General features: G+C 62.0%; 21 protein-coding genes. 4 read left to right on the forward strand and 17 right to left on the reverse strand.

The window, feature by feature from the left end:
- Positions 1-39: 39 nt before the first annotated feature.
- The 13 genes from DMX12_RS05020 to DMX12_RS05080 all read right to left on the reverse strand — a co-directional run bounded on the left by DMX12_RS05020 (position 40) and on the right by DMX12_RS05080 (position 17,310).
- Positions 40-2,973: a TraM recognition domain-containing protein gene (locus tag DMX12_RS05020; RefSeq protein ID WP_110676579.1), complete on the reverse strand. Its 2,934-nt coding sequence runs from the start codon at positions 2,971-2,973 to the stop codon at positions 40-42.
- 10 nt (positions 2,974-2,983) lie between these two features.
- Complete coding sequence (locus tag DMX12_RS05025; RefSeq protein ID WP_110676580.1) at positions 2,984-6,046, reverse strand: type IV secretion protein DotO; 3,063 nt, start codon at positions 6,044-6,046, stop codon at positions 2,984-2,986.
- A gap of 63 nt (positions 6,047-6,109) precedes the next feature.
- Positions 6,110-6,817: an HNH endonuclease gene (locus DMX12_RS05030; RefSeq protein ID WP_255326958.1), complete on the reverse strand. Its 708-nt coding sequence runs from the start codon at positions 6,815-6,817 to the stop codon at positions 6,110-6,112.
- A gap of 110 nt (positions 6,818-6,927) precedes the next feature.
- Positions 6,928-7,308: a hypothetical protein gene (locus DMX12_RS05035; RefSeq protein WP_110676582.1), complete on the reverse strand. Its 381-nt coding sequence runs from the start codon at positions 7,306-7,308 to the stop codon at positions 6,928-6,930.
- A gap of 37 nt (positions 7,309-7,345) precedes the next feature.
- On the reverse strand, positions 7,346-7,930 hold the full coding sequence (locus DMX12_RS05040) for a type IV secretion protein DotIE (RefSeq protein ID WP_110676583.1): 585 nt from the start codon (positions 7,928-7,930) through the stop codon (positions 7,346-7,348).
- A gap of 14 nt (positions 7,931-7,944) precedes the next feature.
- Positions 7,945-8,568 carry a type IV secretion protein DotF gene (locus DMX12_RS05045; RefSeq protein WP_110676584.1) on the reverse strand — a complete coding sequence of 208 codons (624 nt, stop codon included), beginning with the start codon at positions 8,566-8,568 and terminating at the stop codon, positions 7,945-7,947.
- A gap of 10 nt (positions 8,569-8,578) precedes the next feature.
- A complete protein-coding gene (locus tag DMX12_RS05050) occupies positions 8,579-10,009 on the reverse strand; it encodes a DotG/IcmE/VirB10 family protein (protein ID WP_110676585.1) in 1,431 nt (476 codons plus the stop codon).
- The gene (locus DMX12_RS05055) at positions 10,006-11,019 is read right to left on the reverse strand and encodes a DotH/IcmK family type IV secretion protein (RefSeq protein WP_110676586.1); all 1,014 of its coding nucleotides are present in this window, start codon (positions 11,017-11,019) and stop codon (positions 10,006-10,008) included. The genes DMX12_RS05050 and DMX12_RS05055 overlap by 4 nt, the downstream gene beginning before the upstream one ends.
- Positions 11,020-11,021: 2 nt before the next feature.
- Entirely contained in the window at positions 11,022-11,786 is a 765-nt protein-coding gene (locus DMX12_RS05060; RefSeq protein WP_110676587.1) for a DotI/IcmL family type IV secretion protein, read from the reverse strand.
- Positions 11,776-12,042, reverse strand: a complete 267-nt coding sequence (locus tag DMX12_RS05065; RefSeq protein WP_110676588.1) for a hypothetical protein — start codon at positions 12,040-12,042, stop codon at positions 11,776-11,778. The genes DMX12_RS05060 and DMX12_RS05065 overlap by 11 nt, the downstream gene beginning before the upstream one ends.
- Before the next feature lie 728 nt (positions 12,043-12,770).
- Positions 12,771-14,162, reverse strand: a complete 1,392-nt coding sequence (gene gabP, locus DMX12_RS05070; protein WP_029888092.1) for a GABA permease — start codon at positions 14,160-14,162, stop codon at positions 12,771-12,773.
- A gap of 420 nt (positions 14,163-14,582) precedes the next feature.
- The gene (gene gudD, locus DMX12_RS05075) at positions 14,583-15,938 is read right to left on the reverse strand and encodes a glucarate dehydratase (protein WP_110676589.1); all 1,356 of its coding nucleotides are present in this window, start codon (positions 15,936-15,938) and stop codon (positions 14,583-14,585) included.
- Between the two features lie 19 nt (positions 15,939-15,957).
- Positions 15,958-17,310: an MFS transporter gene (locus DMX12_RS05080; RefSeq protein ID WP_110676590.1), complete on the reverse strand. Its 1,353-nt coding sequence runs from the start codon at positions 17,308-17,310 to the stop codon at positions 15,958-15,960.
- 261 nt (positions 17,311-17,571) lie between these two features.
- Between DMX12_RS05080 and DMX12_RS05085 the strand changes: the two genes are divergently transcribed.
- Entirely contained in the window at positions 17,572-18,273 is a 702-nt protein-coding gene (locus DMX12_RS05085; protein WP_110676609.1) for a FadR/GntR family transcriptional regulator, read from the forward strand.
- 30 nt (positions 18,274-18,303) lie between these two features.
- Here the strand turns inward: DMX12_RS05085 and DMX12_RS05090 are convergent, their stop codons facing one another.
- From DMX12_RS05090 to DMX12_RS05105, 4 genes are all read right to left on the reverse strand, one after another.
- Positions 18,304-19,314 (reverse strand): NAD(P)-dependent alcohol dehydrogenase, encoded by a 1,011-nt coding sequence (locus DMX12_RS05090; RefSeq protein ID WP_110676591.1) that lies wholly within the window; start codon positions 19,312-19,314, stop codon positions 18,304-18,306.
- Between the two features lie 132 nt (positions 19,315-19,446).
- The gene (locus DMX12_RS05095; protein WP_029887396.1) at positions 19,447-20,037 is read right to left on the reverse strand and encodes an HAD family hydrolase; all 591 of its coding nucleotides are present in this window, start codon (positions 20,035-20,037) and stop codon (positions 19,447-19,449) included.
- Positions 20,034-20,903, reverse strand: coding sequence for an acyl-CoA thioesterase II (gene tesB, locus DMX12_RS05100; RefSeq protein ID WP_009681790.1), 870 nt, complete (start codon positions 20,901-20,903; stop codon positions 20,034-20,036). The genes DMX12_RS05095 and tesB overlap by 4 nt, the downstream gene beginning before the upstream one ends.
- 149 nt (positions 20,904-21,052) lie before the next feature.
- Complete coding sequence (locus tag DMX12_RS05105; protein ID WP_009681789.1) at positions 21,053-21,622, reverse strand: GNAT family N-acetyltransferase; 570 nt, start codon at positions 21,620-21,622, stop codon at positions 21,053-21,055.
- Positions 21,623-21,801: 179 nt separating this feature from the next.
- On the opposite strand from DMX12_RS05105, the gene DMX12_RS05110 reads away from it, so the two are divergent.
- From DMX12_RS05110 to DMX12_RS05120, 3 genes are all read left to right on the forward strand, one after another.
- Entirely contained in the window at positions 21,802-22,488 is a 687-nt protein-coding gene (locus DMX12_RS05110) for a histidine phosphatase family protein (RefSeq protein WP_110676592.1), read from the forward strand.
- 497 nt (positions 22,489-22,985) lie between these two features.
- The gene (locus DMX12_RS05115) at positions 22,986-23,900 is read left to right on the forward strand and encodes a histone deacetylase (protein ID WP_110676593.1); all 915 of its coding nucleotides are present in this window, start codon (positions 22,986-22,988) and stop codon (positions 23,898-23,900) included.
- A 148-nt stretch (positions 23,901-24,048) separates the two neighbouring features.
- Entirely contained in the window at positions 24,049-25,290 is a 1,242-nt protein-coding gene (locus DMX12_RS05120; RefSeq protein WP_110676594.1) for a TIGR03862 family flavoprotein, read from the forward strand.
- Positions 25,291-25,305: the final 15 nt, after the last annotated feature.

The following is a 25,305-nucleotide window of genomic DNA, read 5'->3' on the forward strand; positions in this document are numbered from 1 at the left end:
AATAATGCCCACTCCGGCCGCTGATCACGTTGCCTGCAACTAGTCCTGGGGTCGCTCCTTCATCAGCACGCGGCACTGTTCCTGCAGCTCATCAAGCCGCTCCCGCATCCCTGCCACGCTTTGGGCTGCAGGTTCGGGCGCTACGTTGTAAGCGGTTTGCCGGGCAATCTCTGCACAAGCCTGCTCGATACGTTCTTGCGCCGCCCATTTATCCGAAAGCGAGGCAAAGCCCCCGCCGCTTGCCATCAGCTGCATGTCGAGCATCTGCTGCGGCAAGGCAATGGCCAGTTCGCGCGCCCATTCATCGTCTAGCGCCTGCTCGTCAACTACCGCAACCGCTGGCGCCACCGGGGGCACTGCCAGCTGGTCCGCGACCGCCAGGATGCAGGCCTGGATGGCTTCCGGGCCCAGGGGGTCAAGCTGCGGGGCTGGGCCCGTAGCCGCAGGCAACTGCTTGGGGGCCTTGGGCTGAGGTGGTTCTACCAGTGGGGCGCTGGGTGCCGACTGTTTGAGATCACCGGACAAATACGCGCCAAGCACGCCGAACGAAGTCTCCTGGCGGCCGAGCAAGGGCCGGTCCGGGTCGGCATAGTTGTGCTCGAAAACACTGTGCATGCGGGCGAAGGTAGGGTCACCTTTGACGACAGCGCGTACTCTGCTGGCAAAGGAACCATCCTTCAGACTGTCGACGAATGCCTGGCGCGACTGCCGGTTCTGCGGCAGGTCCGACGGTTCAGGCGGCTCGACCGGAATGAAATCGTTGATGCGCATTTCCTTGGGTGCCGGCCCGGCCGTGTAGAAACCCAAGCCGCGGATAAGCGCCACGCCACCCGTCTTGCCATTCTGCGCTTTCTTGCCAATCAGGAAGGTGAACTCGCCGTTCTCCTGCATGGCCACGTCATCGTAGTTCAAGCGGCTGCGTTGCTCGATGGCGATATTGTCCGATTGCCGCAACTTTTCATTGCCTGCTGTGCGTTCGAAACTGCCCAGCATGGCCTGCGCGGATTCCGCAGCGGCGCCCTGCACGCGCCGCCAGGTTTCCGACTCAGTGCCCGAGGTCAGGCGGCCGACAGCGCGGATGTTGGTGTTCTCCCAGGTGGCGTCCGCCTCTTCGGCACTGGACTTCTTCAACGAGGAGAAATCCTGCGCAGCAAAGGTCACACTGAAGCCAAGGCTGCGCGCCTGGGCCGGGGCAACGGCGAACCCGACTACAGCGTAATAGCCGTATTCGTCCAGGATGGTGTAGAAGGGGAACTTCGAGCCGGTTGGCCGGCTGTCGATGATCTCGCGCACTACGCCCTCGACCCGGTTACCCAGGCAACCGGCCATCATCTGCTTGATGCTGCCGACGATCATCTTGCCAAGCATGCGCATGCTGTCCGGGGCGCGCTCCAGCGCCGGCAGCAGTACCACCAGCAAGCGGCGGTTGATCACCACATCGTAGAAGTCCACGTCGCCGACGCGGGTCTTGAAGATATGGCCGTAATTGAATGTCAGGTCATTGAAGATCCGCCCCAACTGCATGACGATGTAGCCGTGCTGCTCCAGGGTCTTGGTCTCCTGCTTCTTGAACTTTGCCTTCTGATAACCGGGCAATGTCAGCAGGTAGGAGCGCAGTGGCGCCACGATCACGTCGAACATCTCGCCGTATTTCCCGCCATGCTCCCACACCAGGTCCTCGATAACGTTCAGCTCGAAATATTCCAGGTACTTTTCCGGCGACAGGTTGATGAAACCCTTGTCGCGCAGGTAGGTCAGCGGCCGCGTCAGCGCCGCCACGAACATGATTGCCCGCCCCTTCCACATGTCACCGCCGCCACCGGAGTCATCCATCAGCGAGACGATCAGCTCGATCAACATGCCAGATGAGGTATTGCCCATCATGTTCATGTTGTTGGTGACCTTGTCGACCTGCTTCTCGACGAAGTCGCGCCCCGAGGTGATGAAGTTGATGATCAGCAGGTCATCTTCGCGGCCCAGGTAGCGCGAAAGGCGGAAAATCTCTTTCTGCAGCTTGGGGTCGCCCTTGCCATCGACGTAGATGAAGCCGGTGTTCTGCACCAGGGCGTTGAACACGATACCCAGCAGCAGCTCGGTATTGTGGGTCACCAGGCTGTCGTCGGTGATGTACAGGTGGTGCGGGTGATCAATCTCGATACACTGGCACGGCGCGCGGCCCGCAGCAGTCACTTTCCAGACCTCGGCCCAGCCATTGAACTTGGCAGAACCGCGCTTTTTGCGCACCTTGGGCAGCATCACCACAACGCCACGCGCCATCAACTCACGGATGCCGTCGGTGGTCAGGGTATGCGCCTCTTCACTGCCATCCTGCCCGCAAGCAAGGACCCGCCACAGGTGATCGCCCGTGGCTTGCGCCCGCCGCCCATCGCGCGTGGCAACGGTCCAGATCGGCTGAACGCCCTGTTCGATCACCCGCAGCACCGCAGCCTGCTTTCCATCGGGGGTGCACACACTGTCACCGACCCGGATACGGCCCATCTCGACCCAGCCGGCTGGCGTCAGCACCTTGGCATGCTTGGGCTGCGGCTTGCCCGAGCCGGTGGTTCCCAGCACCAGTTGGTGGGTGCGCAGGTCACTGTCGCCGGCGTAGATCTGCTCTTTGCTTTCCAGATCGTTACCGAAGAGGGTCACGCCTTCGCCTTTCTTCTTGCCCTTGTACGAGCCGTCATTGACGTTCGCCAACTTGGGCACACGGTAAGGGAAGTCGAAAGTGCGATGGTCTACGTCAACGAACTTGCGCTTGAACGCCCAGGCCAGCAGTAACAGCAGCTCACCGGAGAACGGGACCTTGATCAACACCAGCGCCAGCACCGGCAGCGCGAACGTTCCGAAAACCGCACCATCGGCCGACTGGAAGAAATCACTGAAGCGCTGCCCGGCCAGGCGAGTGTCCTTGCGCCGGCGGCTGCTGTTGATTTCATGCTGACGGGATGCGCCCTTGTACTGAGCCATCTGTCACTCCCTACACTACGTCTTCGAATGCACTGGCGCTGATGTAGTCAGCTACCAGGTCTTTGGCGATCCGCGCAATCACCGACTGCTCCATGTCGTCATCGACGAACTCGACGTCCTTGAACGTCTCGCGCTTCAACCGCTCGACCATGTCCTTGCACCCCCCGGACGGAAACCGCCGGGCCAGCAGCGCCAGGGCGTCGGGGCGCGGCATGTGCTCGTAGAGCATGGTCCGCAGCTTGCGGTCCTCGGCGGTGGTCGTCAGTGCCCACAGGCGCATCGGCCCGGCCGACATGGTGAACAGCTGGCTGTAGGTCGCGTTCTTGGTTTCGAAGCGGGCCAGGAAGGTACAGCCGTGCTTGTTCGCACCGTGCACGAAATTGACCAACGCATGCTCCTCGGTGTCGGAAAGGCCGATGTTCTTGCGCAGCCAGTCACGGGTTTCCTTGGTGCCCGAATCGAGGATGAAGGTGGCCGTGGCGATCTTGGTCAGCGGGCCGAAGTCTTCCATCAACTGCGAAGCCAGGATGATTTCCATGTTCCACTTGCGCGCCTCACGGCCATCGGTCTGCATCTGCTCTTGCAGACCCACATGGCCACCGGTCTTGTGGAACTCGTCCATGCACATGACCTTGTATTCGTCCACCAGGTCGGCCACGAGGCGCTCGTAGAACGGCAGGTATTTCTCGGTGAAGAACGGGAAGTCCTCCTTCGAGAAGGCCACCTTCTTCATGAAGCACTGGCGCGCGATCATGTACATCAACGCGGTCTGTTTCTTGGCCGAGGCAGAGCCCTGCAGGGCCACGTCCTGCAGGTCCAGCGCCACGATGCGGGCACTGCCGACATCGAAGCGGGTATGGTCGGCAAACACCGGGAAATCGCCTACCGCCTCGCGAATACCCAGGATGAAAGCATCGACAAGGCTGCGCCCGACCTCACCAGAGCCTTCGTACTCGGCGCGCACCTCTTCGGTTGAAGCAACCGCGACCAGGTCGTTGAGTGTGGGAACCGCGTAGCGCTGGGTAACTTCCGCCTCATACACCATGCCTGCATCGAACATTGCATCGACCAGCTCCCAGTAGGTAGTGGCTGGCAGAATGCGCAAACCCAGCTTCGCCACGGCATCGTCGACCACGTCATTGTGCCCAGGCTTGTAGGTTTCCGGGCTGGCCCGCTCGATCTTGTCATCCTTGCGCCGGTACGCCAGGTCGACCATGCGGCCGACGAAGTTGCTCATGCCTTCATAGGGCTTTTCACGTTCAGGCGGGGTAACCAGGATGGTCAGGAAGTTCTTGTTGAACTCGCGATCCTTGGGTAGCGGGTAACGTTGGCCCAACGGAGTGTCCAAGGGGTTGATGCAGTCCTTGCGGGCATTCTGCAAACGTTTGTACACCACCAGGTGGTGCAGCCGCTGTGGCAGGTTATCGCGCACCAGGTCGCAGAAACCGGACGAAGAAATACCGATATCGGTGATGCCGATGTAGGGCAACCCGGTCAGCCCTGGCATCAGGCACGACTCGAAGTGGTTGTTGTTCATCAGCACCGACTTGCCCGAACCGGGCTTGCCGGCGATCAGGGTGATCCACGTGGTCTGTTGCGATGAAAAGCGCTGGTACTTGAGGATTTTGCCATCCAGGCTGCGATAGATCGTCGAACCTTCCTGGAACGGCGAGGCCGGCCGCGTCAGCGGCAGCATGGCCACCGCATCGCCCAGCGGCGCGGCGGCCGGGTCGCCGAGGTGCTTGGTGGTCAGGGCCAGGCAGTTGGACTGAAATGCCTGCATCGGGTTACCGGTTCGCTCGATGAACACGGGCTGCCCCCAGGCTTCCAGGGTGCGCCAGAGCTTGGACTTGCGCAGGGCCAGTTCCTTCACGCCCTTCTCGTCCGGACTGGCCCAGGTCATCGCGGCCACTTGCAGCTTGACCATGCACTCACCATCACGCACCCGCTCGCGCAGTTCCTTGGTGGCAAGGTTGATGTTGCGGTTCTGTTCGGAGGTAACCGACAGCAACTGGGCGAACAGACTCTTCCAGGCCAGCACACTCATGCCGTCGGAAGACAGCATGAACGACACCGAGTACGGCAACGCGCGTGACACACCGTTTTCCTGGGTTTCCGCGCGGTTCAAGCTGTTGAACAAAGTGTTGAAGTATTGCGGCTCCGCTGGCGGAATCGACATGAGCAAGGGTGCGTACACACGCGAGCCAACCCGCACACTGGTCGGGTCTGGCAACAGGCTGGTGCGCTCGCCGCTCCCGATTTCAGCTGAAGTCACCATGATCTGGCTAGGCAGCGTAGGGTACATGAACTCGGACATGTCGCCGCTTCGCCCACTGGTCTTCCAACGCATGGGGATGGCACTGCCCGGGATATAAGGCTTCCAGGTACGCGGGGTGATGTCTGGGTTCACCTTGGCGCGGATGGCGCGAATGGCTTCGCTGACATCCAGTATATCCGCCGAGCAACCGAACTCGGGGGACGTCAGGTCTTCGGAGATCTTGGTGACGAAGGAAAGGTGGCGGTCCTTGAGATAGGAAATCGGCCGCAGCAGGTTCTGCGCCTCCGCGGTGGCCGGCCACTGCGACTGTTTCCTGAATTCGTTCAATGCCTCGCGCGCCATCGACCTTTCGGTCTGATCAAGCAGCGCAGGCCGCGACCAGAACACCAGGTAGCACTCTTCGTCATACACATACTGGGCGTACTTGCTCACCCCTTCGTTGATGAGGTGCCGCACGTTGAGGTTCAGCCGCTCGGCGGTGGCTGCCTGCTGCAGCGCGTTCTGCTCCAGCGGCGCGGTGGCATCCAGGTCCCGGCTGAAGACAATTTGCAGGTGATGGCCGCGCACCTTGAAGTACACCGAGAGCGACGCTTCCAACAGGCTGACCAGGCGCTCGAACTGCTCTCGGCCGAGCACGCTCTTGGTGCCATTGAAGCGCACGATGGATGCCAACGAACCGTCGTTGGCGACGATGGCCTGCCCACCATCAACGGTTTCCAGGTCGCAATAGTCCTGTACGTCAGCCTTGAGCTGGCTCAGCACTGTCAGGATCACCGCCTCGAGTTTGTTAAACATTTCCTTGTTCTCCCTTGCCAACGCTCTCAACGGCGAGACTGAGCAGTTGCTGGTGCAGCTGCATCAAACAAAATTCTTCAGTAACTGGCCGCTCAATACCGACCAGTTATCGGGTAGGAACAGCGAGCGGTTATGGGCCGCATAATATTCAAGTTGGCCATCTTTGAAGGCGTTCTTGGTGGGAAACAGCCGCAGGGGCGCCAGCCATTGGGCGCGCTTGGCATAATCTTCATCGCTGACCAGTTGTTTGCTCGCGAGTGTTTCCGCCACACTCAGCACGGTAACCACTTCGCCACCAAATATTGCTTTGAGCGTGTCATTGCCACGAAACTTGAAAGCTGCCAGCAGGCTGGCAAACTTCTCATTGACCGCAACGTTATCCAGTAATTCGTTCACGTAGATACAGCGGGCAATATGGTTGATCTCGGTTTGCGTCAGCTCCTGGACGGCGACGAAAAAACCGGTGTCATTCATGGCGCAGGCGCCGAGGTGATGAACCTGACGGCACAGGTTGCACGCCGTCACCAGGTTTTCCTTGGTGCAGTTATCGGGGTTGCCATCCAGGGCATGAAGCTCCTGATACTTGGCAGACTTGAACCCGCAGTAGCGACAGGTGTAGTTGTCGCGCTGCCACACCGAAGTGCGAAGCTTGCTGTACTCGGCGCTGAACAGTTTGCGTTGGTCATCATCAGAGCGCCACAGCGGCCGGCGCACACCAAAGACTGGTTGATTGGCCGTTCGGCAGAGATAACCACCCGACAGGGTGGGCACCGTGTGCTCCCCCCGCGCAGAAGCGTTTGTTTGGCTCACGTCCGAATACCCCCGAAACTGTGCTTGAAATGCGGGGCTTTGCGCCCCGCCTTGGAGTCAACGACGCAGGTTCAGTTGACCAGCGTGTTGCGCATGATCCACATCACAGTACCGACACCCGCCATCAGGCCGCCGATGAACAGGCCGACAATGGCCGACATCGGCTTCTCACGCTCATCTTTGGAGGCTTTCCACAGGGTGTACAGGGAGATGGCGACCACCACGAAACCACCTACCGAAACCAGCGAGATCAGCAGCGTGGCGCCGCCCTGAGCAGTGTCATCGATGTTGGTCATGACGTCGCTGGCGGTTTTGCCGCCAGACTTGTCCTGGGTCAGGTCGGTTTTGTCGATGGCAAACGCCGAGGGCGCCGCCAGAGCACCGATCACAGCGGTGGTTGCACGAACTTTGGCCGAATCGTACGCAGCTTTCAGAGTTTTGAGTGCTTTCATGAGTGACGCTCCTTGTATTTCATATTTCAAAAAGCCGTTACGACCACGGCGTGAATAGGCCAACCAGATTGAATCCGATTGTGTTGTTGAGTACATCGCTGAACCACTTGAAGTTCCACGCCAGCACACCCCCGATAATCCAACCAAAGGCAGTACCGAGGCCGGCTTGAGTTTGGTTGTTGTAATAACCGTTTATCGTCAACCACCCTTTCACCATGGCGATGAAACCAACAACCTGCATAATGCCGAGCAGTGCCAACGTCGCCAGTTGTGCCTGCTCTTGCAATGTGGTGCCGGTCGAGGAATACGACAACATGCGCGAGTTTGCATAATCCCCGGTCAGGGTGCGCGACATGATGCCCATCCATTCCAGCGTACCGATCGCCAGCAAGATAGAGCCGATCACCAACTGCACACAGGCAGAGCCGATAGAAAAGCGCTGTCGCCCTGCCACATATTTCAATGCATTGTCATGGGTAACACCCCATAACTCGATCAACGCCGCGCCGGTCAGATAGAGACCGATGAGCACGGCAATTCCCTGGCACATCATGATCGCCGTGGGGATGACTTTCCCGACATTGACCATTACATCCACTAGATCGGCAAATCCGGCTGCCATGACAACGTTCCTGTTTAAAGAGCGGGTGAAGTAACGACGATGCCGCTGTCGCGATCGACCGCCAGTACTTTCAGTTCACGCTGGGCCGGCGGCAACGGGTCTCCGGCCTTGACGCTGTCTTCACCTTCGCCGTGCTTGACCCAGGCCCGGTGCCCAACCACCGCCTGCACCTTGTAACCCGTGGATTGGGGGATCGGGTGCGCACGTTTGGCATAACTTTGTGCGGCAGCTGGCGCCGGCTCCCTGCGCGGGGGCTTGATCACCTCGACATGCTGGCGGCTGTTCTCGTACGCCCCCATACGTTGCTGCAGGCTCGACAGGGTGGTATCCAGGGCTTTGATCTGGCTCAGCAACAGCTGGGTACTGCGCTGCGATTCCTCACGGACGATCTTCAGCTGCTTTTCGCTGTTTTCCTGAGCCTGCAGCGCCGCCTGGGCCTGCTCACGGGACTTGGCCAGCTCAATGCTCAGCACATCCATGCGTGCCGGCTGCGCCATTTGTGCCTGGCTCTGCGTCACGCGCTTGGCCTTTGCCGCGGGCGAGGAAGTCGCCTTGATCACGACCACGGCGAGCACGATGAGCGCCAGGAAGCTGCCGGCGAAAACGCCGATGAGTTTTCCGAACGACCAGTTCTTCATGTCGAACTCCTTATCGAGATTGATCGTGAACGTCTTGCAGGAAGAACAGGCCAAAGCCTTTGTTCGCAGGCGTTGCATAGGTGGCCGGGCGGTTGAAGCCACGGCGCACTTCCGAAGCGATCGCGGTGCCCATTTCCCCCACCGACGAGCCGATCACCTGCTTGGTCGAAGGCTCGGTAGTGGTCTGCGCCACCACACCACTCGGGCTGATGACCGTGGTTCCCGCCGTCTGCTGATAAGCACGCCCATAGCCCGACAGCAGCGAAGCCGCCCCCAGGGCGAAGTAGCGCTCCATGGTGTGGTGATCCTTGGTCTCGGCAATGCCCTGCTTGGCATCATCCTCACGCAGTGCCACAGCGCTGATGCGCATCGTCGGGCGAGGGTCGTTCACCGGCGGCGCGAGAATGGTGAACTTGACGCGGATGTTGTCCGGGGCCTGCTCGATCTTGCCGATCAGCTTCGAACCATTCCACTTGCCACCGCGAATGGTGGCCAGTACATCGCCGCCATCATCGGTGTTGATCTCGGAGTCCAGCGTGGCATACATGATGGTGCCGGTCTTGATCAGCATGGTCCGGTCGGTGTCACCCACAGCCTCAATGGCATTGGGATCCTTGTCGTCCTTGGTGGCGCGTGCCGCAGTGGCCATCGCACTGCTGGCGGGGCGTTCGACCGGGTAGTAGCTGACGGTGCTGAAGCTGCTTTTCTCCGCGAAGCCTTTAGCGCTCTCCGATTCGCCCATCAACTGCTTGATCGACTTCAGCGTTTCGCTTTTCAGCTCACTGACATATTGGTCGCGTTGCTCCTCGGCTTTTTTCAGCTCCTCTTCCAGACGCCTGCGTTCCTGCTCAAGCGCCTGAGCGTTGGCTGCCCCGGGCTGCTGCGCAACTTGCAGGGTTTGACGCGGCGGTTGGCCAGCACCGATGTAAATCTCGGGCTGCTGCTGGCTGCCATCAACGTACGGCTGCCCTGGGACATTGAACTGAGCACTCTGGCCACGGGCAGCGTCCCTGCCCGTGGACTGCACGATGTTGGGGTCGAAGCCAGGCTGGTATGACATCCCGCGTTCGGCTGCCTGCTCGGCCTCCAGTGAGCTGCGCTGCGCACGGCGCTCTGCTTCGGTCGCGGAGATAGGGTCGATCGAGACTTCGGGTTGCGGCGCATTCGGCACGTCCACCGTGGACGCCTTGCCAGTGGGCGCGCTTTTCGAAGACATGCCGTTGTAAGCCAGGGCGCCTAACGCGAGCACGACCAACCCGGCAGCAATCAGCGAGACCTTGCCAACACCAGAACCGAACACCGCCTGCAGGTTGCGCCGCATCTCATCGGACTTGCGTGCCTTGTTCCCCTGCTCGCCGGCTTCCCCGTGGCGCTCGGCGACCAAGTGCTCGTCCTCTTCATCGAAGCCAGAGTCGTTCGGCGGCATGTTGTTATCACTCATTGCAGATTCCCTTGCTCGATGAAGACGGTTACGGCCTGCCCGCCAGTCGTGAACGTGACACTGTTCTGCAGCCCTGCGTAGCGATACACCGCCACACCGGTGGTGCTCCGCGCAGCGTTGGTGTAAGCCGGGTATTGCGCGTCAGCCTTGGCTTTCACGTACATGTTCGGGCCATAACTCCAGGCTTCCACGCCTTCCAGGCCGGTCACTTTCAGGCGGTTGGCCTCTTTCGGCGGAACGCCATCCAGGAAGTAAGTCAGCGCTTCGTCAATCGACGGCATGCGCAGCATTGCCACACTCGCCGCCGCGTCCGGGTTGCGGCCCGGCACCTTGGCATCGACCCGCATGTCCACTTCTTCCTGCCCGGCAGCGAGGATGAGGATGATCGGTGTTGCCAGGCCGCGCAGGGTCACGGTGACATTGCCATAGGCCGCTGCAGTGGCAGGGTCCAGGGTCAGGATGTTGGTCGGCGCGGCTGTGCCGTTCTGACCGCCCTGCGCGCCCTGCTCGCGACCGTCACTGAACAGTTCGCGGTTGATCGACACGTTCTGGATCATCCATGGCTGACCGGCATAGTCGGAGAACACGATCGACGACTGCTGGCCCTTGCTCAGGCGCACGATAGGTGGCGACACGCCTGGGTCTAGGTTCAGCGCAAGTGTGCGAGTCACCGGTTTGGGCGGGCTGACATAGGCCGTGGCCTTCTGCTTTTCCCGTTCCAGCCACAGCTGCTTGATCAACTCGACTTGCGACGATGTCAGTTGCGAGTCGTGCACGTCGTTGACGGTGTCGCTGATGACATCCTCCGGGCGCGGATAGACCACTTGAGCCGCACTGGACACTTGCCGGCCAAGACCATTCATCGGCGGCTGGGGGGGAGCCTCGCTGCCGTGCGCGGCGCCGACCTGCCCTGGGCCACCCTCAGGGGGCGGCGCAACCTGCGCCTCGTCGGCAAAAGCAGGCAAAGCGATAGCGCTCGCAAGCAACGATGCGATCAGATGCTTCTTCATGGTCACTTCCTTGAGGTGTACGGCGACAGCTGAACAGAATCGACGGCAATGCCTTTGGTGTTGGTGGCCGAGGCGGGGATCTGGACGATGGTCACGGCGGCGAGGAAGTCCTGGCGCGAACGCGGTTGCTGGTCGCCGCCTACATAGAACTCGATGGCAATCGGGACCTGCACCAGCCAGTAATTCTGCCCAGTGGCCAGGACACCGGCCTCTTCGACCTGAGCAACCTGGGTCGCCATGGCGCGCAGAATCATCCGGCCCTTGAGCACGCGCTCCAGGTTACCGGAGTCATCCAGCGTTTTGAGGAAGGCCTTGCGCCCCTCGTCGGTGTACCAGCGGGCACCCGCAGCATTGAGGTTGGAACGGTAGTTCACATAGTCGTAGGAATACGAATTGACCACCGCATCCTTGGCGTACTCAGCCAACGTTGCCGGGGTCACCCGCGGGTTGCTTTCGGTCGAGACTTCACAGATTGCGTGGTTATCCGTGGTGGGGATCCAGCGGTACTTCGGGTACCAGAACACCACCGCAGCGATGGTTACCCCAAACACGCAGGTCAGCGCCAACAGTTGCCCCCACACGCGCTTGTTGCGACGTTTGAGGTCAAGGCATTCGAGCTGCAGGCGCTTCACTTCACGGACAGTGGCTGCGGCTTCACCAGGCGTTTCATCCAGCGCCAGTTCCAGCAGCTTGTCTTCGTCGGTGCCCTGCCGAGCCTCCTGCGCTTCACCACCAGGGGTTCCGTGTTGGGTTTCCTTACTCGACATTGCGGATTTCCCCTGTCGTTCCGTCGTAAATGCAAATCGAGTCGGTTCCGTCATAGAACACGACATTTTCAAAATTGGTTTGCGTCACCAGCCAGATGGCAGCAACCGCAACTAACGGCAGCAGCCCTATGCACGCCCACTCGCCAACGTTCAGCAATACACCCAGCAAACGGTTGTACCGCCGCAATGCTCGAACATCCACATCCGCGCCTGCACCGCTGCCCCATGACGTGTTCATAGCCCCCAGATCATCCATATCCTGCTCCATGCGGCGGCATTTTCATCCAAAACTTAGAAAGCTGCAACAGCGAAATTTTGACAGATTGGGATAATAGCTGCAATGTGCGACGCATTTTGACACGCAGGTGACTGCCCCTTTGACACCTAAATAGCTAAGCGAAGGCCGGCACGAAGGCCTAGCCACCCTAAAGCAGTACGATAATTCGCTCAAAATACCCAATAAAAACAGGTTATTAGGTGCCACACGGCAGAGCTGGCCTACGCGAAAGCTACCCGTCAAGCGGAATTCGAAAAATAGAGCAGAGGCGATAATTTCGATGCTTAGCCCCCCCTCATAGCAGCCCTATACCGGGGCGAATCGAAGGTGCCAGACCCGGCTATCAAAAAGCCTTGAATGCCTTGTAATTCGTGGCTTTGATCAGTATTTTGCTAGGTACGCAGAAAGGTTGACGCCGAAACGTTCAAACGTGGCTTTGGTGGGAAAAAACAGGCCAAAAAGGCGCGGAATGGAAGGGCAGCGCCTAGGTGAGATGCGTAAAATACGTTTTTTAACTTTATGCACAACTTTCCGTGATAGCGGCTTTTTGATATCACATTGCCATCACTCTGTGCAGTCATTTGCCACCGGCTTCACTCGAGCACCCTGATAGGGTCGCAGCGCATCAAGCGGCAGCTTTGCCCAGCGCAAAAAACAAAAGGCACCTATCCATAGGTGCCTTCTGCCTTGACCCCGGGTGAACCCACTCACCCCATCGACCGCGCCCCTACCGGTTGCGCATGGCCCCGCGAAGTCACGATGCCCAGGAAGGAGATCACAATCGCCAGCCCCAATGTGGAGCTCACCTCCGCGCGGTGCTCAGGCGTGTACATCATGACCGCCAGCGCCCCACCAATGAAAATGATCACCGCCCAGGTCAGGTACGGGAACAGCCACATGCGGAACTTCAGCTCGGTGTTCTCCCGCTCCAGGCGGCGGCGCATGCGCAGCTGCGAGATGGCAATGACCATGTACACCAGCAAGGCAATGGCGCCAGAGCTGGCCAGCAGGAACTCGAACACACCCTTGGGCGCAAAGTAGTTGAGGATGGCGATGGCGGCCCCGATCAGGGTGCTGCCAAACACCGCCGCACGCGGCACGCCAACCTTGGAGGTCTTGTTCAGGAAGGCCGGGGCGTCACCGCGCTTGGCCAGCGAGTACATCATCCGCGATGCGATGTAGATCGACGAATTCATGCAACTGGTTACCGCCACCAGCACCACCAGGTCGACCATCAATGCCGCGTTGGGGATGTTCATGATTTCCAGCGCACGTTGGTACGAGCCCACCACCGCCAGCTGCGGATCGTTCCACGGCACCACCGAGATGATCACGAAGATCGACAGGATGTAGAAGGTACTGATGCGCCAGATCACCGAGCGGGTAGCCTTGGCGATGTTGCGCGACGGGTCACTGGACTCGGAAGCCGCAATGGTCACGGCTTCGGTGCCGATGAAGCTGAACATCACGGTAATGAACGCCCCGACCACAGCCGGCCAGCCATTGGGCGCAAAACCGCCGTAGTCAGCCATCAGCCCGCTCAGACCGCTGACTTCGCGGTTGGGCAGCCAGCCCATCAGCGCGGCAAAGCCCAGGCCGATGAAACCGAGAATGGCCGTGACCTTGAGGATGGCGAACCAGAACTCGAACTCGCCGTACTTGGCCACGCTGAACAGGTTGGTGCCGGCCAGCAACAGCACCGAGGCCAAGGCGAAGATCCAGCTGTCCACCTGGGGGAACCAGGCGTTCAGCACATGCCCGGCGGCCAGCGCCTCGATCGGAATGACCAGTACCCAGAACCACCAGTACAACCAGCCGATGGTGTAGCCGGCCCAGCGGCCGATGGCCTGGTCGGCGTAGGTGGAAAACGATCCGGTGTCAGGATGCGCCACGGCCATTTCGCCGAGCATGCGCATGACCAGAACCACCAGGGTTCCGGCTACGAAATAGGAAATTATGGTGGCTGGGCCGGCTGCCGCAATGGCGTGGCCAGAGCCGACGAAAAGTCCGGCGCCGATGATGCCGGCGATAGACAGCATCGTTACGTGTCGTGGCTTGAAACCTTGTGCAAGGTTGCCATCAGATCCCACGGTGTTCATTGATGTTGTTCTCTTTTTGCTGACACAAGGATGGACGGGCAGGCGTAGGCGAAAATAGCTCCTTTGAGTTGGGTAGGTCGACACAATGCTCGCATGCTGTTGTTGATATTTGGCACGCGTCACAGCGCAAGGTGTCAGTGCGGTTCGGGCTTCATTTAAGCCCCGCAGGGCGGTGGGAAATTACACGAGAACGCCCCGGAACTGTTCGATCACGACAGGGCATTTCCCTTGGCGCCAGATGTCGCGCATGGCATGCCCAATCGCGCCATCGGGCCGTTGGGTGCTTTTGTTTTTCACTTCGTTGTGTATGGCCTGTACCGGCCCTATCGCCGGCAAGCCGGCTCCCACCTCGATCGCATCGGCTTCAAATCCTGTGCAATCCCTGTGGGAGCGGGCAAGCCCGCGAAGAGGCCAGCAGCCTTAACGCACCAGGCAAGGCCGCTTGTTATCAAAGCGCCAACCCGGAATCAGGAACTGCATTGCCACGCTGTCATCCCGCGCCCCCAACCCCATGTTGCGGTAGCACTCGTGGGCCTTGGCCAGTTGATCCTCATCCAGCTCCACCCCCAACCCCGGCCGCGCCGGCACATGCACATGGCCGTCGACAATGCGCAGCGGCTCACGGGTCAGGCGCTGGCCGTCCTGCCAGATCCAGTGGGTGTCGATCGCGGTGATCTCACCCGGCGCGGCAGCCGCCACCTGGGTAAACATCGCCAGCGAAATATCGAAGTGGTTGTTGGAGTGCGAACCCCAGGTAAGCCCCCAGTCGTTGCACATCTGCGCCACCCTCACCGAGCCCTGCAAGGTCCAGAAATGCGGGTCGGCCAGCGGAATGTCCACCGACTGCAACTGGATCGCATGGCCCATCTGCCGCCAGTCGGTGGCGATCATGTTGGTAGCCGTGGGCAAACCCGTAGCGCGACGGAACTCGGCCATCACCTCGCGGCCCGAGTAGCCGTTCTCGGCGCCGCACGGGTCTTCGGCATACGCCAGCACATCATGCTTGTCGCGGCACAGGGCGATGGCCTCCTTGAGTGACCAGGTCCCGTTGGGGTCCAGGGTGATGCGCGCTTCTGGGAAGCGTTCGGCCAGCGCCGTCACTGCTTCCATTTCTTCTGCCCCCCGCAGCACGCCGCCCTTGAGCTTGAAGTCGCTGAAGCCGTAACGCTGCTTGGCCGCTTCGGCCAGGCGCACAACCGCCTCGGGCGTCAGGGCCTTTTCATGCCGCACACGGAACCAGTCGTCGTCACTGTCCGCTTCGTTGCGGTAAGCCAGGTCGGTCTGCTGGCGGTCGCCGATGTAGAACAGGTAGCCCAGCATCTTCACCGCATCACGTTGCTGGCCCTCGCCCAACAGTGCCGCCATGGGCACATTCAGGTGCTGGCCGAGCAGGTCGAGCAGCGCCGACTCGATGGCCGTCACAGCATGCACGGTGATGCGCAGGTCGAAGGTCTGCAGGCCGCGGCCCGCCGAGTCGCGGCTGGCGAACGTCTGGCGCATGGCATTGAGCACGCGCTGGTAGTGACCGATCGGCTGGCCTACTACCAGGCTGCGGGCGTCTTCCAGGGTCTGGCGAATGCTCTCGCCACCCGGCACTTCGCCAAGCCCCGTGTTGCCCGCGCTGTCCCGCAGTACCACCACGTTACGGGTAAAGAACGGGCCATGTGCACCACTGAGGTTGAGCAGCATGCTGTCGTGGCCAGCCACCGGAATCACGCGCAGGTCGGTGACCACCGGGGTGCTGGTGTGAACGGCGGGTGTTGTCTGCATATTCATGGTTGTCGTCTCGCAGTCGTCAGTGGGTCTGGCCCAGGGCCGCGGGGCCCTTCAGGCTATCGGAAGGTGCGCCCTTGGGGCGTGTACGCACGAAGAAGATGGCAATTGCCGCCAGCACCGAAGTCACCGCCAGGCCATACAACCCGCCCTGGATCGAGCCGGTCTGCTGCTCCAGCAGGCCGAACGTGGTGGGGGCAACGAAGCCGCCGAGGTTGCCGACCGAGTTGACCAGGGCTATCACCGCCGCCGCGATGCGAGCATCCAGGTAGCCCTGCGGGATCGGCCAGAACAGTGACGAGGCCGACTTGAAGCCGATGGCGGCAAAGCACACGGCGACAAAGGCGAATACCGGCCCGCCGGTGGTGGACATGAACATGCCGATGGCCGCGACCACCAAGGCGCCTGCCACCCAGGCCTGCTGGAACTTCCAGCGTGCAGAACCGGCAGCGAAGGCATACATTGCCAGGATCGAGATCAGCCACGGAATGGAGTTGAGGAAGCCGACCTGCAAGTCGCTGAGGTCGCCCATGCGCTTGATGATGCTCGGCAGCCAGAAGGTGGCCGCGTAGATGGTCAGCTGGATGCAGAAGTAGATCAGGCAGAACAGGACGATCTGGCGGTCCTTGAGCAGGCTCCAGGCCGACGGCTTGGCCGCACCCAGCGCCTCGCGCGCTTGCTGTTCACGGTCGATGGTCGCGACCAGCGCACCCTGCTCGGCCTGGCTCAGCCACTTGGCGTCCTGCGGTTTGGAGTCGAGCCAGAAGAACACGAAGAAGCACAACGCCACCGAGGCCATGCCTTCGATGAACAGCATCCACTGCCAGCCGTGCAGGCCGAGCCCCTGGATTTGCATCAAAGCCCCGGCCAAGGGGCCGGAAATCAGCGAAGCCAGCGCCGATCCGCTGAGAAAAATGGCGATTGCCTTGCCGCGCTCGGCCGCCGGCAACCAGCGGGTGAAGTAATAGATCACCCCAGGGAAGAAGCCCGCTTCGGCCACGCCGAGCAGAAAGCGCAGTACATAGAACTGGGTTTCGTTCTGCACGAAGGCCATGGCCGTGGCCACCAGCCCCCAAGTGAACATGATGCGGGTCAGCCACAAGCGGGCACCCACCTTCTGCAGCAGCATGTTCGAAGGCACTTCGAACAGCGCGTAGCCGATGAAGAACAGCCCGGCACCAAAGCCAAAGGCCGCAGCGCTGATGCCCAGGTCGCTTTCCAGGTGCGGGCGGACGAAGCCGATGTTGACGCGGTCCAGGTAGTTGACGATGAACATGATGACGAACAGCGGCAGCACGTGGCGCTTGACCTTGGCCACGGCGCTGGCCAACGCGTCGCCTTCATTCCGGGCAGACGGAGCGAGGGTGTCGTTCACAGGTGAATCTCCCACTAGTTGTTTTTGTGCGGGTCGGGGTTGTCTGACATGGCAGTGGGGATGAGCATAGGCCCCGAGAGGTTGTACGACAAGATTAACAACATCGCTAAAATGGCAAAATACAAGCTACAATAACGCCAATTTGTCTCGATCTTGCAAAAACAGCCGTGCTAAGTTCACCCTTGCCTGGCGAAAAATTGGGTAAAAATTATTTTTATCAATTAACTTGTCATACAAGTACAAAAAGAGATGGACCACAGCATGCTTCCAGATCACGCGCACAAACGCGGCCACAGCCGCGCACATGACCTGGTCTCCAGCCTGACCCGGCAGATTCTCCTGGGCACCTTCAAGCCCGGCGACAAACTGCCGTCGGAGAACGCCTTGGTACGCGAGCATGGGGTCAGCCGCACGGTGGTTCGCGAAGCCTTGTCGAAGTTGCAGGCCTCGGGGCTGGTGGAACCGCGCCACGGTATCGGCACCTTCGTGATGGCGCGCCAAGCCCAGGCCGGGTTGCGCGTTGCAGCGGAAAGCGCAGCGAATGTGCGCGACTTGCTGGAGCTGCGGATTGGCCTGGAAGGCCAGGCCGCCGCGCTGGCAGCGCTACGCCGCGATGAAGGGCAGTTGGCGCGCATGCGCCAGGCACTGGATGACTACCAGGACCTGGCGGCGGCAGGTGACAGCTGCATCGAGGCCGACCGGCGTTTTCACCTGCTGATTGCCGAAGCCACCGGCAACCTGTATTTCACCGAGATGCTGCTGCAGCTGGGCAACGGCTTGATTCCGCGCAACCGCATGGCCCAAGCCGAGCGCAGTGGGTCGAAGATGGCAGCGCAGGCATACCTGGCCAACCTGGAGCACGAGGCAATCCTCAATGCCATCCGCCGGCAAGACCCGGATGCAGCACGCGCGGCGGTGTGCCTGCACCTGTCCAACAGCCGCGACCGGCTGCTACCGGATTGACAGGCAACTGCGGCACAGCAGCCCCGGCGCTTACCAGGTCAGGCAGATCTTGCCGAAATGCCGGTTGCTCTCCTGGTAACGGAACGCGTCGACGATCTGCTCCAGCTCGAAGTGCTTGTCCACTACCGGCCGCAAACCGTTGGCATCAATGGCCCGCACCATCGCCTGCTGCTGCGCCCGGCTGCCGACCAGCACCCCTTGCAGGCGAATCTGCCGCACCAATGCCTGCACCAACGGCAGTTGCCCGGCCACGCCAGTAAGAATGCCGATCAACGACACATGCCCGCCGATCCGCGCAGCGATCATCGACTGCTCCAGGGTAGCCGGGCCACCCACCTCGATCACGTGATCGACACCGCGGTTAGCAGTCAGCTCGCGCACTTTCTCACCCCACGCCGGGGTGCGCTTGTAGTTGATCAAGTGGTCGGCGCCCAAGGCCTTGAGCCGCTCCAGCTTGGCATCGCTGGACGAGGTGGCGATCACCGTGGCACCCGCCAGCTTGGCGAACTGCAGGGCGAAGATCGACACGCCACCGGTGCCCTGCACCAGCACCGTGTCGCCCGGTTTGAGGTGGTCGTCGCACATCAGCGCGCGCCAGGCGGTCAGGCCGGCCGTGGTCAGGGTGGCGGCTTCGGCATGGCTGAAGCCCGAAGGTGCCAGGGTAAACGCGGTGGCACGGGCGGTGACCTGTTCGCGGGCGTAGCCATCGATGCCGTCACCCGGCACCCGGGCAAAGCCTTCGACATTGGCCTGGCCATCGAGCCAGTCCGGGAAGAACGTACTGACGACACTGTCGCCGACCTGAAACTCGCTGACGCCGGCACCTACGGCAACGACTTCGCCCGCACCGTCGGCCATGGGGATGCGCCGCTCACTCGGCCCCCACATGCCACTCACCACGGCGAAGTCGTGGTAGTTCAGGGAGCTGGCGTGCAGGCGCACGGTGATCTCGCCGGCCTGGGGGGCCGCAGCCTCGCTGCTGCCGACCTCGACCTTGTCGTAGCCGCCGCCAGGTTGAACGTAGATGGCCTTGCTGGTCATGGGTTGGGTCTCCGTATCAACGTCAGGAATGGGAATGAGCATAGACAGGTCTATGGGTTGCAAAAGCTGCCACGGGCTTTGCAGAAGCGGCCTTGTGTCGCGATCGAGCTGCGCAGGGCGCGCACCCTCTACTCAGCCCAGCATCACCTTCAAGGCCCGACAATCGACCGCGTGCCAATCCACCAGTTGCGGCCATGGGTTATCGGGCACATTCACCAATATCGTGCGTGCCCCCGCTGCGCGCCCGCAGTCCAGGTCAAAACGGTAGTCACCCACCATCACCAGCTCGCTCGGCGCCACGCCCCAGGCCGCGGCAATCTTCAGCAACCCATCCGGGCTCGGCTTCGGTGCCGCCTCGTCACGCCCGAGCACATGCTCTACCGGGAAGCAGTCCGCCAGGCCTATCGCTTCCAGCGTTACATGGGCCAGTTCCCGCGCATTGCGGGTGAGTATCCCCAACCGGCAACCACGCGCAGCCAGTTCGCGCACCAGTTCAACCGCCCCGGTCGCCGCGGTGGAGGCCTCCGCCAGCTCACGCTCATGCTCCAGCAGCCAGGCATGCTTGGCCGCGGCTTCGTCGGCTGGCAAAGCCGCCAGGTGGGTAAGGATGTCGTCCTCGGCAGGGATACCCAGCGCCTCCCGGATGGCGGCAAAGTCATGCACTGCCACCGTCAGGGTGCCGTCCATGTCGAACACCCAGTTGCGCACCTGCTGCAGGCTCATGCCCAGTCCTTGCGGTGACGAATCAGGCCTTCCTGGCTCGACGATGCCACCAGTTGCCCGGCCTGGTTGAAAATGCTGCCGCGGCAGAAGCCACGGGAATTCCCTGCCCACGGGCTATCGGTGGCATACAGCAGCCACTGGTCGGCACGCAGGTTGCCGTGGAACCACAGCGAATGGTCGAGGCTGGCGATCTGCATGTCACGCTGCCAAACCGACTTGCCATGGGGCACCAGCGCAGTGGTGAGCAGGCCGAAGTCCGAGGCGTAGGCCAGCAGGTACTTGTGCAGGGCGGGCACGTCGGGCAGGTTGCCGTCGGCGCGGAACCACGCATATTTCACCGGATCGCCTGGCTTGGGGTTGAACGGGTCACGCTCGGTGACCGGGCGAATCTCGATTGGCTTGGCGCACAGCACCTTGTCGCGGATGCGTTCAGGCAGATGGTCTGCCATGGCACGCGCCAGTTCCACTTCGGTAGGCAGGTTTTCCGGGCCGACCACGTCGGGCATCTGCGCCTGGTGGGCGAAGCCTTCCTCGTCGTACTGGAACGAAGCGCTACAGGTGAAAATGGTCTGGCCCTTCTGGATCGCCGTCACCCGCCGGGTACTGAAGCTGCCGCCATCACGCACACGGTCCACCGAGTACACCACCGGCAGGCTGGCGTCCCCCGGGCGCAGGAAATAACCATGCAGCGAGTGCACATGGCGCGCGTCTTCGACCGTCTGGCTGGCTGCCGACAACGACTGGCCCAGCACCTGGCCGCCGTACAGCTGGCGGAAGCCCAGGTCTTGGCTGCGCCCACGGAACAGGTTCTCCTCGATGGCTTCGAGGCTCAACAGGTCGACCAGGTCGTCCAACACATGACTCATTGGGGCATCTCCGTAGAAGCGAGCCTTGCTCGCGCTGCGCCGCCTGGGCGGCGCTCGAACTCACAGGCGCCGAACCCCTAGCGGCCCAGCGCCCTTTCAATGGGCAAATAATACAGCGTTTGCCATTCGCACCGAGCATGGCTGTGCATTCAGGCGCGCAGGGTGTGTTCCCAGTGCGCACGGTCGATGCGGTACAGCACATGCGGGCGTAGCGGGTGGCCTGCGGGCAGGCGCGGGTGCTCGAAGCTGCCGCGCAGGTCTTGCTGCATGCCGATGGCCTGCATCACCTTCTGCGATGGCAAGTTACTTTCGGCAGTGAACGACACCACCTCGTTCAGGCGCAATTGGGCGAACGCACAGCGCAGGCAGGTCCACGCGGCTTCGCTGGCAAAACCCAGCCCCCAGTGGCGCCGGGCCAGGCGCCAGCCAATCTCCACGGCTGGCGCGAAATCGGCGTCAAAGTTTACCTGCAGCAAGCCGGTCATGCCGATGAATGCACCGCTGTCCTTGCGCTCCAGCGCCCACAAACCAAAACCGTATTCGTTGAAGTGCCCGCGTATCCGGCCAATCAGCGCGGCAGCTTCAAGGCGTGTGAGCGGTGCCGGGAAGTAGCGCATCACCTGCGGGTCGGCACACAGCGCCGCAAATTCACGCAGGTCATCGTCGTGCCATTGGCGCAGCACCAGCCTTGCGCTTTCCAGTTGAAGGGTGGAGGTCATCGGGCCTGCTCCGGTTTTGCCGAATTACAGTCTACAGCGTAGGCGCCGGCGCGGTGTTCACCCAACGGGCCGCAACCGAATGCAATTTTCACACACCCTTCACCGGCGCCCGACAGCTCGCTTAGCAAAATGCCGCCATCACTGCCGTGCCCGCCACGGCCCTGTCACTGGAGCAACGCATGCTATCGAGCAATACCCTGGGGCACCCTGCCATTCACGCCCGGCGCAAACGGCGCCTGTCTCGCAAAGCCCTTGGTGCCGCCCTTGGCTTGTGCATGGTCGTGGCGGCCTTGACCACCTGGCTGGCGACGAGGACGCATATCGTGGACCTTGGCAACGAGCAACAACTGAGTGACAGCGGCCTGCTGCAGAACTGGGCCGAGGGTGCCGTGATCGTGATGATCCGCCACGCCGAACGCTGCGACAGCGCCCCGGGCCCGTGCCTGGACGACCCCACCGGCATCACCGTGGCCGGCAGCCAGGCGGCCACACGGGTGGGCCAAGGCTTGCACCAACTGGGCCTGGCCAACACCGACCTGCTCAGCAGCCCGAAACTGCGCACCCGGCAAACCGCGCACTTCATCCTCGGCCAGGCGGTGGCCAGCGAAGACTGGCTGGAAAGCTGCGACAGCCAGTTCGCCAGCGATGCACTGGCGCACAAACGTGCCGGGCACAACCTGGTGCTGGTGACCCATAACGGCTGCATCGATCACTTCGCCCGCCAGCAGCACGTGGCCGGCGGCGAGCGCGAAAGCGCCTACGCCAGCGCGCTGTTCGTTTCGGTGGACGGCAACGGCAAGGCACGCATCCTCGGCCGCCTGAATGAGCCCGACTGGCAGCGGGTGCTGGCCAGCGCCGCAAAATAGCAGTGGCCTGCTCGGGCCTCATCGCCGGCAAGCCACACAGGCGCTGTGGCAAACACCTGTCAGCCCTGATGCGGTCCCTGTGGGAGATTCTATGGTTCCTGGCAAGGGTAGCCGGAGCATCTTCAGCGCCTGTGAGATCGAGCGCCGCCCGCGCGGCGCATCGCGAGCTGCGCTCGCTCCTACGTTTGTTTCGGGCCAGTAACCCCTGTGCCAGATGCGCGCGGACGCCTTGTTCGTACGACGCGATTTTGAGGCATGCGCCAAGGCGTTCGCGCGCGAATCCCACAGGAATAATTGGCCCGAAACAAACGTAGGAGCGAGCGCAGCTCGCGATGCGCCGCGCGGGCGGCGCTCGCTCTAACAGGCGCTGCATACCTTGTGGCAAACACCTGTCAGCCCTGATGCGGTCCCTGTGGGAGCCGGCTTGCCGGCGATTGGGCAGCAAAGCTGCCCCGGCCATGGCAAGATCAGCACTGGCCCTGACCGCGACCTCCCCCATGCCGTTGCCGCTGATCTACCACGAAGACTACAGCCCGGAGTTCCCTGCCGAGCACCGCTTCCCGATGGACAAGTTCCGCCTGCTGCACGACCACCTGGTCGACAGTGGGCTGACCACCGACCAGGCCTTGCTGCGCCCAGACATCTGCCCCAACGATATCCTCGCCCTGGCCCACGACCGCGACTACATCGCACGCTACATGAATGGCGAGCTGTCCCGCGAAGACCAGCGTCGCCTCGGCCTGCCCTGGAGCGAAGCCTTGGCCCGGCGCACCGTACGGGCCGTGGGCGGCTCGCTGCTGACGGCCGAACTGGCGCTGCAGCATGGCGTTGCCTGCCACCTGGCCGGTGGCACCCACCATGCCCACTACGACCACCCTGCCGGCTTCTGCATCTTCAATGACCTGGCAGTGATCAGCCGCTACCTGCTGGAGGCCGGCCGTGTCCAGCGGGTGCTGATCTTCGATTGCGACGTGCACCAGGGCGACGGCACCGCACGCATCCTGCACGATACCCCGGAGGCCATCACGGTCTCGCTGCACTGCGAACAGAACTTCCCGGCACGCAAGGCCCACAGCGATTGGGACATTCCCCTGCCGCGGGGCATGGGCGACAACGCCTATCTGAACGTGGTGGACGACACCCTCAACTACCTGCTGCCGCTGTATCAACCCGACCTGGTGCTGTACGACGCCGGCGTCGATGTGCACAAGGACGACGCGCTGGGCTACCTGCAACTGACGGACGCCGGCGTGGCCGCCCGCGACGAGGCCGTGCTGCGCCACTGCCTGGGCCGCGATATTGCGGTAATGGGTGTGATCGGCGGCGGCTACAGCAAGGATCGGGTGGCCTTGGCCAAACGCCACGGCATCCTTCACCACAGCGCAGCGCGTGTCATCGGTTGTTCACAATGACTGTGGAACCGCTTGTGGATAACCTGCGGGAAAGCCGCTGCAGGCCTTGACCAGCAAGGCCTGTAGAACACTGGTTGTTTTTTGACCAGTGCTTCCGGGGGCAGCGCTGCGCTAGAATGCGCCTCTTTTCCACAGCCTGCTGCCCACCATGCCCGATTTCAACCCCGCATCGCCTCCCCTTGCTGTCGTCATCGGTGGCGGCCCCGCCGGCCTGATGGCCGCTGAAGCCCTGGCCCAGGCAGGCTTGGCGGTCGAGGTGTTCGATGCCATGCCTTCGGTGGGCCGCAAGTTCCTGCTGGCCGGTGTCGGCGGCATGAACATCACCCATTCCGAGCCTTACCCCGCGTTCGTGGCCCGTTATGCCGAACGCCAAGGTGAAATCGGCACGCTGCTGGGCGAGTTCGACGCGGATGCTTTGCGCCAGTGGATTCACGGCCTGGGCATCGAGACCTTCGTCGGCACATCAGGCCGGGTATTCCCCACCGACATGAAAGCCGCCCCGTTACTGCGCGCCTGGCTCAAGCGCCTGCGCGACAGCGGGGTAGTTATCCACACCCGCCATCGCTGGCTCGGCTGGAACGCCGAGGGGGCCTTGCGGATCGCTTATCCACAGGGCGAGCGCCTGGTCAACGCGGCTGTGCTTGTGCTGGCGCTGGGTGGCGGCAGTTGGGCGCGCCTGGGTTCCGACGGCAGCTGGCAAGCGCTGCTGGCCGAACGGGCTGTGGATATCTCGCCCCTGCAACCGAGCAACTGCGGTTTCGAGGTGGCCGGCTGGAGCGCGCTGTTGAAAGACAAGTTCGCCGGCGCGCCGCTGAAGAACATCGCCCTCAGCGTGCCTGGCAGTGCACCGCGCAAAGGTGAGTTCATCCTCACCGCGCAAGGTGTGGAAGGCAGCCTGGTGTATGCCTGGTCGGCGCCGGTGCGTGAGGCCATCAACCGCGATGGCCGGGGCGTGTTGTTGCTTGACCTGTTGCCGGACAAGCCTGTGGACAAGATTGCCCAGGCACTGGCCAGGCCACGGGGCTCGCGCTCCATGGCCAAGCACCTGCACAGCCAGCTGGGTATCGATGGGGTAAAAGCCGCACTGTTGCGCGAGCTGACCGACCCTGCAACCTTTGCCAGCCCTGAAGCGTTGGCGCAGGCGATAAAGGCCCTGCCAATCACCCTGGTGCGCGCGCGACCGCTGGATGAAGCGATCAGCAGCGCCGGCGGTGTCCGTTTCGAGGGGCTGGATGCAGGGCTGATGCTCAAAGGCATGCCGGGGGTGTTCTGTGCCGGCGAGATGCTGGACTGGGAGGCACCGACCGGGGGCTACCTGCTCACCGCATGCTTTGCCAGCGGGCAGCACGCCGGGCGGGCTGCTGCACAATGGCTCAAATCCCAGGGCTGACACCGCCCCAGTGTG

The organism is Pseudomonas sp. MB-090624 (assembly GCF_003205245.1).
Classification (GTDB): Bacteria; Pseudomonadota; Gammaproteobacteria; order Pseudomonadales; family Pseudomonadaceae; genus Aquipseudomonas; species Aquipseudomonas juntendi.